This is a genomic window from Rahnella woolbedingensis, from assembly GCF_003602095.1.
Lineage (GTDB): Bacteria > Pseudomonadota > Gammaproteobacteria > Enterobacterales > Enterobacteriaceae > Rahnella > Rahnella woolbedingensis.
On the sequence record NZ_RAHH01000023.1, the window covers coordinates 34,392 to 46,450 of the forward strand.

11 protein-coding genes are annotated in these 12,059 nt (G+C 56.6%); all 11 read left to right on the forward strand.

Features of this window, described 5'->3' with window-relative positions:
• The first annotated feature begins 150 nt into the window (after positions 1-150).
• Positions 151-885: a FadR/GntR family transcriptional regulator gene (locus D6C13_RS18165; protein WP_120134102.1), complete on the forward strand. Its 735-nt coding sequence runs from the start codon at positions 151-153 to the stop codon at positions 883-885.
• Positions 878-1,900: an ABC transporter ATP-binding protein gene (locus tag D6C13_RS18170; protein ID WP_120134103.1), complete on the forward strand. Its 1,023-nt coding sequence runs from the start codon at positions 878-880 to the stop codon at positions 1,898-1,900. Before D6C13_RS18165 ends, D6C13_RS18170 begins: the two co-directional genes overlap by 8 nt.
• Positions 1,897-3,012 (forward strand): ABC transporter ATP-binding protein, encoded by a 1,116-nt coding sequence (locus D6C13_RS18175; RefSeq protein WP_120134104.1) that lies wholly within the window; start codon positions 1,897-1,899, stop codon positions 3,010-3,012. The genes D6C13_RS18170 and D6C13_RS18175 overlap by 4 nt, the downstream gene beginning before the upstream one ends.
• Positions 3,009-4,526 (forward strand): ABC transporter substrate-binding protein, encoded by a 1,518-nt coding sequence (locus D6C13_RS18180; RefSeq protein ID WP_120134105.1) that lies wholly within the window; start codon positions 3,009-3,011, stop codon positions 4,524-4,526. Before D6C13_RS18175 ends, D6C13_RS18180 begins: the two co-directional genes overlap by 4 nt.
• A gap of 17 nt (positions 4,527-4,543) precedes the next feature.
• The gene (locus D6C13_RS18185; protein WP_120134106.1) at positions 4,544-5,488 is read left to right on the forward strand and encodes an ABC transporter permease; all 945 of its coding nucleotides are present in this window, start codon (positions 4,544-4,546) and stop codon (positions 5,486-5,488) included.
• 1 nt (position 5,489) lies between these two features.
• Positions 5,490-6,365 (forward strand): ABC transporter permease, encoded by an 876-nt coding sequence (locus D6C13_RS18190; RefSeq protein ID WP_120134107.1) that lies wholly within the window; start codon positions 5,490-5,492, stop codon positions 6,363-6,365.
• A gap of 29 nt (positions 6,366-6,394) precedes the next feature.
• Positions 6,395-8,002, forward strand: a complete 1,608-nt coding sequence (locus tag D6C13_RS18195) for a gamma-glutamyltransferase family protein (protein ID WP_120134108.1) — start codon at positions 6,395-6,397, stop codon at positions 8,000-8,002.
• Positions 8,003-8,201: 199 nt separating this feature from the next.
• A complete protein-coding gene (locus D6C13_RS18200; RefSeq protein ID WP_120134109.1) occupies positions 8,202-9,116 on the forward strand; it encodes a dihydrodipicolinate synthase family protein in 915 nt (304 codons plus the stop codon).
• A 141-nt stretch (positions 9,117-9,257) separates the two neighbouring features.
• Complete coding sequence (fhuF, locus tag D6C13_RS18205; protein WP_120134110.1) at positions 9,258-10,022, forward strand: siderophore-iron reductase FhuF; 765 nt, start codon at positions 9,258-9,260, stop codon at positions 10,020-10,022.
• Positions 10,023-10,206: 184 nt separating this feature from the next.
• Positions 10,207-10,545 carry a hypothetical protein gene (locus D6C13_RS18210; RefSeq protein ID WP_120134158.1) on the forward strand — a complete coding sequence of 113 codons (339 nt, stop codon included), beginning with the start codon at positions 10,207-10,209 and terminating at the stop codon, positions 10,543-10,545.
• 192 nt (positions 10,546-10,737) lie between these two features.
• Positions 10,738-12,057, forward strand: coding sequence for an MFS transporter (locus D6C13_RS18215; RefSeq protein ID WP_120134111.1), 1,320 nt, complete (start codon positions 10,738-10,740; stop codon positions 12,055-12,057).
• Positions 12,058-12,059 lie beyond the last annotated feature (2 nt).

A 12,059-nucleotide genomic window follows, 5' to 3' on the forward strand; every position in this document is an offset into this window, starting at 1 on the left:
GCCAACCCTTCCAGATTGCGTGATTTTTATACATTTGAAATTATTAACAAATTCTCCTTTTTGCAAAACTTTTTTATGAACCATTACAAAATTGGTTCGGAAAATGCAAAGGACTGATTAACGATTTTATTCCCAGCGGAACACTGACATATGCCAATAAACGCCGGGGCGATGCCCCCTTCTAACGGAACGTCGAGTTCAGCTCTGGAGCAGTTGCGCCAGCTGATACAGCAGCATCCGGATCAAACTCAGCCGCTGCCGGCGGAGCGGGATCTGATGCAGATGTTTGATGTCGGACGCCGTGAAATTCGCCGTGCGCTGGACGTGCTGGAAGAAGAAGGCCGCGTGTGGCGCAAACAAGGCAAAGGCACGTTTATCGGCCCGAATGGTCCTGCGCAGCCGCTGAGTTTGCAGGCGTTGCCGAAACAATCGAACTTGCAGGAAGTGATGGAAGCACGTTTGCAAATCGAACCGGGGCTGGCGAAATACGCCGCCCTGCGCGCCACACCGGAACAAATTCAGCTGATGCGCCGTTTACTCGACAAAGTGAAAACCATGTCGCGCGGCGATCCGGATCAGATTGAGCTTTGGGACAGTGCCTTTCACCGCGCGATTGCTGATGCCGCTGGTAACCGGCTTCTGCTCGGATTGTTCGACGCTGTTGATGCCATCCGCCGTGACCCGAGCTGGCTGGCGGTGCGAAATGCGGCACGAAATCAGGAACGCCTGAACCGTTACGACGATCATCACGAGCGCATCGTAGAACACATTGCCGCACGCCAGCCGAAAGAGGCCGCCAGAGTGATGCGCGAGCACCTTCTGGCGCTGCAACAGGCGATTCTTTCCACCCTGAATGATGACGACGAGGATTTTACTGATGACTGACCCGGCCGAATCCGTCACGCCGCTGTTACACATCAACGACCTGCGGGTGCAGTTTTCCGGTTCCCCCGCGACCGTGCTCGACGGTATTTCCTTACAGCTTGAAGCCGGGAAAACGCTGGCGCTGGTCGGGGAATCCGGTTGCGGAAAAAGCGTGACCTCGCTGGCGCTGATGGGGTTGTTGCCCGCCAGCGCCAAAGTATTACAGGGCGAAATCCGCCTCAACGACACCTCATTGCTCGGGCTGTCTGAGCGTCAGTATGCGGATCTGCGTGGTCAGGAACTGGCGATGATTTTTCAGGAGCCGATGACCTCGCTCAATCCGGCGCTGACGCTTGGCGATCAGCTGGCGGAGGCGGTCATACGCCATCAGGGGACGGATAAAAAACAGGCACGGATGCAGGTGCTGGAAATCCTGAAAAAGGTGCAAATCCCTGCACCGGAATTACGGATGGACGCTTATCCGCACCAGCTTTCCGGCGGTATGCGCCAGCGCGTGATGATTGCCATGGCACTGATCAACCGCCCGCAATTACTGATTGCCGATGAGCCGACCACCGCACTGGACGTCACCATTCAGGCTCAGATCCTCGCTCTGCTCAACCGCATTCAGCAGGAAACCGGCAGCGCATTGCTGCTGATCACCCATGATCTTGGCGTAGTGGCGGAAGTCGCCGACAGCGTGGCGGTGATGTATGCCGGACAGATCGTCGAACAGGGGCTGGTCGCCGATATTTTCAATAATCCGCAGCACCCTTACACCATCGGGCTGATGGGCTCGATGCCGTCGCTGGCCTCGCGCCAGGGTGCGCTGTCCACCATTCCCGGTGCCGTACCGTTGCCAAAAGATATGCCGAAAGGCTGCCGGTTTTCGACGCGGTGTCCGTTTGCCGATGCGCGTTGTCATCAGGAACGACCGGCGCTGCGTCCGCTGCACCAGTCCTCGCACCACGTCGCCTGTTTCTATGCGCCGCTGGAGAATTTTTTCGCTCTGTCCGCTGAAGGAGCCTGCGCATGAGCTACGCCCCCCGCCCCATTCTGGAAGCCGCCGGGCTGACCAAAGTCTTCAAAGGCCCTTCGACGCTGTTCACCAAACCCAAAATCGTGCAGGCGGTAGATCGCGTTTCACTGCGCGTCTGGCATGGCGAAACGCTGGCGATTGTCGGCGAATCCGGCTCGGGTAAATCGACTCTTGGCCGCCTGTTATTGCAGTTGCTCAATGCCACCGACGGCGACGTGTTTTATGAAGGTGAAAACCTGAAGCAGTTTTCAGCTGACCAGATGAAAAAGCTGCGCCGTGACCTGCAAATCATTTTTCAGGATCCGTTTGCCTCGCTCAATCCGCGTATGACGGTAGAAGAAATCGTTGGCGAGCCGCTGTGGTTGCACAACATCGTCAGCGGCAAAGCGGACCGGCAGGCAAAAGTGCGCGAACTGCTGACTACCGTTGGCCTGCCCGCGGCGTACAGCAACCGTTATCCGCATGAGTTTTCCGGCGGTCAGCGCCAGCGTATCGGCATCGCCCGCGCACTGGCGTCATCGCCAAAACTGCTGCTGGGCGACGAACCGGTATCTGCTCTCGATGTGTCCGTTCAGGCGCAGGTGGTCAATCTGCTGGAAAACCTTAAACAACAGTTTGGCCTGACGATGATTGTCGTCGCGCACGGTCTGGCGGTGATCCGCCATATGAGTGACCGTGTGGCGGTGATGTATCTCGGGCAAATCGTCGAACTGGCCAGCACCGATGATATTTTCGACCAGCCGCTGCATCCGTATACCCAGGCGCTGATTGCCAGTGCGCCGCAACTCGCGCCCGGCGTTAAACGACCGGTGCCGCTGCTTCAGGGCGATATGCCCAATCCGGCCAATATGCCGACCGGCTGCCGTTTCCATACCCGCTGCGCGTACGCCACCGACCAATGCCGTCTGGTGGAACCGCAACTTGAAACTGTCAGTGACAACCGCATGGTGGCCTGCCACCGCTGGAGCGAACTGCAACGGGATCGCACTTCTGTGCTGGTTCCGCCGCCGTCCGCCGCTTTCACCTTACGGCGTGCGCTGTTTGAACAAGCGAGCCAGACCCGGCTTTCACTTTCCCCCCCGACATCAACCCAAGGAACCCGACCATGAGATTTGCATCCCGCTTAACCGCCTGCATTCCGGCCTTAATGTTGCTGACGTCTGCGGGCCTCGCCCATGCAGAAAGCACCCTGCGTATCGGCCTTGGCAGCGATCCTGACATGCTGGATCCCGCCACGGCGCGGACTTATTACGGGCGTTTCGTGTTCAGCGCCATGTGCGAGCGTCTGGTGGATGTCGATCAGCATCTGCAAATCGTGCCAGGTCTGGCGAAAGACTGGGCGTACAGCGAAGATGGCAAAACGCTGACCCTGAATTTGCGTGAAGGCGTGACTTTCCAGGATGGCGAAAAATTCGATGCGCAGTCGGTGAAATACAATATCGAACGTTATCTGACGCTGCCGGGTTCTTTGCGTAAAAGCGAGCTGTCCTCGGTTGAATCCGTGGAAGTCACCGCGCCGTACACCGCCGTTTTCCACCTGAAAACTGCTGACGCCGCGCTGCTGATGCAACTGACCGACCGTGCGGGCACCATGATGGCGCCAGCGGCGACGGCCAAAGGTAACGTGGCAGCGCATCCGGTGTGTTCCGGCCCGTATGAGTTTGTCAGCCGCGTTCAGCAGGATCGCATCGTGCTGAAACGGTTTGAAAATTACTGGAACAAAGGCGCGTATCACTTCGATAAAGTGGTGTTCCTGCCTATTCCGGATGCATCCGTACGCCTCGCCAACCTGCGCGCCGGCGATCTGGATATCACCGAAGGCATTGCCGCCAGCGACACCGCGACGGTTAAAGCCGACAGCAATTTGCAACTGGCCAGCACCACCGGTCTGGGGTACATGGGGCTGACGATTAATATCGCCAACGGCACGGCAAACACCAATACGCCGCTGGCCAAAGATGCCCGCGTGCGTCAGGCGCTGTCGCTGGCGATTGACCGCGACGCGCTGAATCAGGTGGTATTCCAGGGGCAGTACACCCCGGCGAATCAGGCCTTCTCGCCTGCCAGCCCTTATCACGCTGACGTGCCGGTGCCAAAACGTGACATCGAAAAAGCCAAAGCGCTGCTGGCCGAAGCCGGGGTGAAAACGCCGCTGACCATTGATTTCCTGGTCGCCAACAACCCGACTTCCCAGCAGGTTGCGCAGGTGCTTCAGGCGATGGTCAGTGAGGCGGGTATCAACCTGAATCTGCAAATGACGGAATACGCCACGCTGCTGGATCGCCAGCAAAGCGGTGAATTCAAAATGAGCATGTCCGGCTGGTCAGGACGCCCGGATCCCGATGGCAATATCTTCTCGTTCCTCAATACCAAAGGCGGCCTGAACGACGGCAAATACAGCAATCCGCAGGTCGATCAGTGGTTGCAGGAAGCGCGTCTGACCAGCGATGTCGAAAAGCGTAAAGCCCTCTACAAGCAGGTGGTAGTACAGGAAAACCTCGACGACCCGCTGGTGTATCTGTATTTCGAACCGCGCATTTTTGGTATCAGCAAGAAAGTGACCGGTTTCGTGCCTTACGCCGACGGGCTGATCCGTTTGCAGGGCCTGGCGCTGAACAAGTAATTGCCTGAGGAAAGACGATGTTAGAACTGGTGATGAAACGGCTGATTTCAGCCATACCGACGCTGTTTCTGGTCACGCTGATGGTGTTCTCGTTGCAGAAATTGCTGCCGGGAGATCCGATCACCGCGATGGCCGGCGAGGAGCGGGATCCGGCAGTAATTGCGCAGTTACGCGAGGAATATCATCTCAATGATCCGATCCCCAGCCAGTATTTCCACTGGGTCGGCAACGCGCTGCGCGGCGATTTCGGCACCTCGCTGCGCACGCAGGAACCAGTATTGCAGCTTATCGCCAGCAAACTGCCGGTGACGCTCGAACTGTCGATGCTGGCGATGATTGTGGCGCTGATTATCGGCATCACCATGGGCGTGCTGGCGGCGGTCAACAAAGGCACATGGATTGATAACGGCACCAATTTTCTGGCGCTGTCGGGGATTTCGATCCCCCATTTCTGGCTCGGCGTGCTGCTGATTATGCTGTTCTCGGTGAAACTGCACTGGCTTCCGGCGTCCGGTTACGTGCCGTTCTCAGAAGATCCGCTGCAAAACCTTAAAACCATGTTGCTGCCCGCCGCGGTGCTCGGTACCGGCCTTTCCGCCACACTGATGCGCCATACGCGTGCGGCGATGATTGCGGTGCTGAAAGCCGATTACATCCGCACCGCCCGTGCCAAAGGGTTACTGCCGAAAAAGGTGATCATGAAACACGCGCTGCGTAATGCGCTGGTGCCGATCATCACGCTGACGACTTTGCTGTTCGGCGAACTGCTGGGCGGTGCGGTACTCAGCGAGCAGGTGTTCACCATTCCGGGCTTTGGCAAAATGATTGTCGATTCCGTGTTTAACCGTGATTACGCCGTAGTTCAGGGCGTGGTGATGGTCGTCGCGGTCGGTTTTCTGCTGATGAATCTGCTGGCCGACGTGCTGTATGTGCTGGTCAACCCACGTATGCGGAGAGCCTGAGATGAGCGTTTCTGTGATTTCAGTGACAACGTCACTCTCTGCCCGCGAACCCAACCGTGTACTGCGCAAATTTCTGCGCAATAAAAGTGCGGTGATCGGCGCGGTGCTGGTGGTGACCTTCGCGTTGCTGGCGCTGCTCGCGCCGTGGATTTCGCCCTTTGATCCGATCAAAGCCGATTTCATGGCGGTACGTAAAGCGCCTTCCGCCCTGCACTGGCTGGGTACCGATGAGCTGGGCCGCGACATTTTATCGCGCCTGTTCTGGGGGGCGCGTACATCGCTGATGGCCGGTTGTGTGTCGGTAATTATCGCGATTGTGATTGGCGTACCGCTGGGTCTTATCGCCGGGTTCTGGCAGGGCTGGCTGGACAACATCATTTCCCGCGTGGTCGAAGCGCTGCTCTCGTGTCCGTTCCTGGTGCTGGCAATTGCGCTGGGCGCGTTCCTCGGCCCGAGCCTCGGCAATGCGATGATTGCCATCGGGCTTTCCGCGATGCCGATTTTCGCCCGCCTGACGCGTGCGCAGGTGATGAGTATCCGCAACGAGGAATATATCGAAGGCGCGCGGGCGATTGGCCTGCCCGACCGCTGGATCCTCTGGCGTTATGTGCTGCCCAATGTGCTGTCGCCGATCCTGGTGCAGGCGACGCTGGCGATTGCGTCGGCCATTATCACCGAAGCCAGCCTGTCGTTTCTCGGCCTTGGCCAGCAGCCACCGGATGCCTCCTGGGGCGCGATGCTTAACACCGCACGCAGCTTCCTCGAGCAGTCACCGTGGATGTCGATTTTTCCCGGTCTGGCGATTTTCCTGACCGTACAGGGTTTCAATTTGCTGGGTGACGGGCTGCGTGATGCGCTCGACCCGCGTTCCGAATAAACCGTTTGCTGCTTTTTAAGGAAGAATACATGTCTGAGAATTACGATTTTAACGTGGCTTATCCGACCCTGCGCCCGTCAATGATGGGCGCCAATGCGGTGTGTGCTTCGCAGCCGCTGGCCGCGCAGGCAGGCATGAAAATGCTGATGCTGGGCGGGAACGCTGCCGATGTCGCCATCGCCACCGCTATCGCGCTCAACGTGCTTGAACCCAGCGGTAACGGCGCGGGCAGCGATGCGTTCGCCATTATCTGGGACGGAAAAAAAGCCCACGGTCTGAACGCTTCAGGCCGATCACCGGCCGCATGGACGCCGGAATATTTCGCTGACAAAGGTCTGGACGCGGTGCCGACCTACGGCTGGGACGCGGTGACCGTTCCCGGCGCTGTTTCCGGCTGGGTGGCGCTGGCAAAACGTTTCGGCACGCTGCCGCTGACCACGCTGGCGCAACCGGCAATCGATTATGCCCGCAACGGTTTTCCGGTTTCGCCGCTGATTGGTCGCCTGTGGGAAATCGCGGTCAAAAAACTGCATAACCAGCCGGGCTTTATGGAATGTTTCGCGCCCGCAGGCCGTGCGCCGAAAATCGGGGAGATCTTCCGTAATCCTGCGCTGGCAGATTCTTTGGAACTTATCGCCAAAACCGAAGGCGAAGCGTTTTATCGCGGGGAGCTGGCAGAAAAAATGGTGGCGCACTGTCAGGCCAACGGTGGCGCGCTGACACTGGACGACCTGGCGAATCACAAAGCCGACTGGGTGGAAACCATGCAGCAGTCGTTTGCCGGTGGCTCAGTTCACGAACTGCCGCCGAATGGTCAGGGCATCGCCACGCTGATCGCACTCGGTATTCTCGATAAGCTGGATATCGGTTCACAACCGGTGGATTCGGTCGAAACGACACACCTGTGCATTGAGGCGATGAAACTGGCGCTGGCAGATTTGGATCAGCACGTCACTGACAGCGAGCATATGTCCTTCGATCCGCAATGGTTCCTGAACGACGATTATCTGGCGGAGCGCGCAAAACTTATCGACCGCACCCAAGCCAGCGACGTCACTTACGGCGTACCACGTCCGGGTGGCACCGTCTATCTGACGGCAGCGGATTCCAGCGGCATGATGGTCTCTTTCATTCAGTCGAATTACATGGGCTTTGGTTCCGGCGTCGTGGTGCCGGGCACCGGTCTGAGCATGCAAAACCGGGGCTGCGGATTTACCCTCGATCCGAAGCACGCCAACTGTGTTGCACCGAACAAACGCACGCTGCACACCATTATTCCGGCCTTCGCGCAGGATGCTGACGGTAAACCGCTGATGTCATTCGGCCTGATGGGCGGCCCGATGCAGGCGCAGGGGCACCTGCAACTGGCGCTGCGGGTGATGCTGTATAAGCAAAATCCGCAGGCCGCTATTGACGCGCCGCGCTGGCGGATCAACGGCGGTCGTCAGGTGGCGATTGAATCGACCTTCAACCACAACACGCTGGCCGCACTGCGGGCGATGGGGCATGAATTAATTGTGGAAGACCCGCTCGGCGGCCATTCGTTTGGTGGTGCGCAGGTGATTGTCACCAATCCGGCAGGCGGTTATCTGGCGGGTACCGAATCCCGTAAAGACGGTCAGGCGCTGGTGATGTAGTTTGGGTTTTACTCTGCACCGTGAATGTGTTTTTGCCCTGCTGCTCCCCCTGCGAAGGGGGAGTTACCCCCTCTTTGTGACTTCCCTTCCAAATCTTCGCTAAAACGATGTAATTCTGCCCCATCGCTATAAAAATTTGAAACAGCGTTCTATAAATGAAGTGTTGAGTACTTTGCACTTTCATATGGAGAACGAATGTATGACCCGTCCACTGTTTCATGGCGTGATCCCACCGGTTGCAACAATCCTGAATGAGAACGAGCAGCTTGACCGTCAGGCTATGGCGCGTCTGATAGATTTTGCGATTGAAGGCGGCGTCAACGGCCTGTTTTTCCTCGGCAGCGCGGGGGAATTTGCCCATATGTCGCAGGCGCTGCGTCATGAAGTGGCACAATTTTGTACAGAGTACGTCGCCGGACGCGTGCCCGTTCTGATTGGCGCGGCGCATCCGGGCACGGCGCAAACGCTGGCGTTCGCACAGCACGCTAAAAGCGTCGGGGCGGACGGCGTGGTGGTGGTGAATCCTTATTACAATCCGGTGACCGAAGAAGCGCTGTATCTGCATTACCGTACCCTTGCTGAAAACGCAGGTTTGCCGGTGATTATGTACAACTATCCGGGGCTGACCGGCCAGTCGCTGCCAGTGGATCTGATCAAGCGCCTGGCGCTGGAATGCCCGAACATTGTCGGGCTGAAAGATACCGTCGACAGCCTCAATCATATTCGCGAAACGATACAGGCCGTGAAACCTGAACGTCCGGATTTCGCGGTGTTCTCCGGCTATGACGAATACCTTTTTGGAACGCTTATCCTCGGTGGCGACGGTGCAATTCCCGCCAGCGCCAACTTTGCGCCGCAACTGACCTGCGGAATTTACCGCGCGTTTAAAGAGAAAGATTTCGCCACCGCAGTGGAACTGCAACAGCGGTTATCTTTCCTGCCGCCGCTCTACACGCTGGATACGCCGATTTACAACGTCATCAAATACGCGATTTCGCAGGTGATCCGCGAAATGCCGGTGTATTCACTTAAACCGGCGCTGCCGCTTTGTAATGACAAACAGAAGATTGTGCGTGAGATTTTGCAACAGGCCGGTGTCAGTGTCGTCGGCTAAATCCTTTCCCCTCCTCCCCTTCGCCGGGGAGGAACAAACCCGACACAATCGCCTCAATCTAAATCGAAATCATTACTATTCCGCTTTAATATTCGCTACTCTGTTTCCATGATTGACAGAGCCTGATGATTTTGAAGCGTAATGATGCAAACACTCCTCGACAGTTTCCGTGAAACGCCGGTCAGCTGGGTTGCCGATACTTTTAAACCCATGTCGCCGCTGGTCACAAACGCCGTGCCGATGTCACACCTCACGACGCCGGAAGGCTGCGCCAGCGTGCTCAAACGCTATCTGGATGCCAATGCGTCCGATGCCGCAAAATGTGATACCCGCCGGGCGCGGATCTCGATGTGGTCACAATGGTATTTCGCCACCCTGTTGCCAAGCTGGGTGATTGTCTCCCTGCGCCACGGCTGGCAGCTGCCTATCGCCGCTGAAAATGTCTACCTGTGCATGCAGGAAGAAGGCTTACCGGCGCAGATTTATCTCGATGGCGAGGGCGAAGCGCTGACTTCTGCGGAACCGATGGCGCGTTTCGATGTGATGATCGAACAGCATTTACGTCCGGTTTGCGAAGCGCTGGCGGAATTCTCCGGTCTGAAACCGGGCATATACTGGAACAATGCCGCGATACGTGTCGGCTGGGGCGTCAAACAGGCAGAACTGGTCAATGCGGACATCTCTGACGGTATGCAACTGATGGGATCGCGCGAGCTGCGTTATGGCGGTAAAAACCCGTTATTTCAGCCGATGCGCGCGGAAGATCCTTCCGACCCCGACAGCCCGCAGTACCGTAAGCAATGCTGTCTGCGCTATGATCTGGCCGATCACGCCATGTGTCCATCCTGCCCGTTATTGCTAGCAGAACGAAAATCAGGCAAAAGACGCAAAACCCCCGCGGAGTAATTTGCAGATCTGCCAGCCACTTACAAAACCTGAATAAACTTAGCGTAAAAAATGATTGGATCTTAGCAGCGGATAATTATAAGAATTGGGTATAAGCAAAATCCTTCGGGATGCAGGAAGGCGGTAAGCGAACCTATCTGCAACCAGAAGGATGAAGGTTATACAGACCAACGAGGTATTTATCATGACTATGAAAACACCTAAGAGCTGGCCCTCCGCTCTTAACTCGCTGGCCTCAGAGGTGATTGATTCTCTGGCGCAACCGGTTAACCGCGTATGGAATACGTTAACTGGCAAGCAAGTACCGCTCAGAGCAAGGATTGTTCATCGTTACGCGATACCGTCTTCCCGGACGATCAGCGTCACGGAAGGATTCTTCGGGTTTATTCCTGTCGAATCTTATGAAAACGAACGTTTTATTCTGGAAGTCGCTTACGCTGACAAACAGTATCAGGTGGAAGTCCCGCGGGCTTACTACCAGAAAAGCAATATCGGCGACGGCATCGACATCCACACGCTGTAATTGCCCCGCGTTAAACAGGCTGCTCCTTTCGAGGCGCAGCCTTTTTTTATGCCAAAAAACCTCTCCCACCCCACACTTCCCGCTTTTATTTTGTTCAATACATGAAAATTATTGACATAATAATCACCGAAATTTAGAAAATTATTTACATTCCAGTTTACCCGCCCTTTCCTTTTTTTTAAGAGGTTTATGATGACCCGCCAGGTTTCTCCCGCAGTTGCCAGCGCCAGCCAGTCACGACGCGCGTTAGTCGCCGGTTCAGTCGGCAACTTTATTGAATGGTATGAATTCGGTGTGTACGGCTATCTGGCGACAATCATCGCCGGTAACTTTTTTACACTCGAAGGCCAGACCGGTATGACCGGTTTGCTCCTCACCTATGCCTCGTTCGCGCTGGCATTTTTCTGCCGTCCCGTGGGCGCGATTATCTTTGGCCGTATCGGTGACCGCATTGGCCGCAAGCCGACACTGATCGCCGTCGTGCTGTTAATGACGCTGGCGACCGCCATTATTGGTCTGCTGCCGACGTACGCGCAGATTGGCGTTGCCGCCCCGCTGTTACTGACGCTGATGCGCATGTTCCAGGGGCTATTTGCCGGTGGTGAATTTGGCGGCGCGGTGTCGCTGATGACGGAGTTTGCACCGAAAGGTAAACGCGGAATTTACGGCGCATGGCAGTCATTTACCGTTTCACTGGGCCTGCTGACCGGCGTGGCGCTGGTGGCGATCCTGGTGCAAACGCTGCCTGAAGCGCAGATGAAAGACTGGGGATGGCGCATTCCGTTCCTGCTGGCATTACCGATGGGGCTGGTGGCGTTGTATCTGCGACTGAAACTGGATGAAACGCCAAACTTTGTCGCCAGTAAAAAAGCCGAACCGAAAGCGCAGAAAACGGCGGCAGAAAAAGCGTCTGCTGTTGCCACTGCCAAAGCCATCGCGCTGGGAATTGGCCGCATGATGGGCTGGTCGGCGGGGGGTTATACTTTCCTGGTGGTGATGCCGTCTTATCTGCAAACCTCCCTGCACGCCACGTTTTTACAGGCACTGGTAGCGACGGTGCTGGCGAATATAGGTTTCGCGCTGGCGATTTTACCTTCCGGCTGGCTGAGCGATAAAATCGGACGTAAAAAAGTCATGATGATTGCGGTATTCGCGGTCATTGTGCTGAGTTTCCCGCTGCTGCATCTGCTGCAAAATCCTGAAAGCAGCCTGCTGGCGAAAGGCATTGCAGTGCTGATTGCCGGTGCGACGATCGGCATGATCGCCGGTCCCGGTCCGGCGATGCTGGCGGAAATGTTCCCGACCCGCGTGCGCTATACCGGCCTCGGATTATCCTATTCATTATCCAACGCCGTGTTCTCCGGCTGTGCGGGGCTGATCATTACCGGCCTGATTAAAGAAACAGGCAATCTCGATATTCCGGCGTACTACGTGGTTGCGACCTGCGTGGTCAGCCTGTTTGCGCTGATGTCATTGCGCAAAGACGACCATTTGCGTGAACTGGATGAATAACC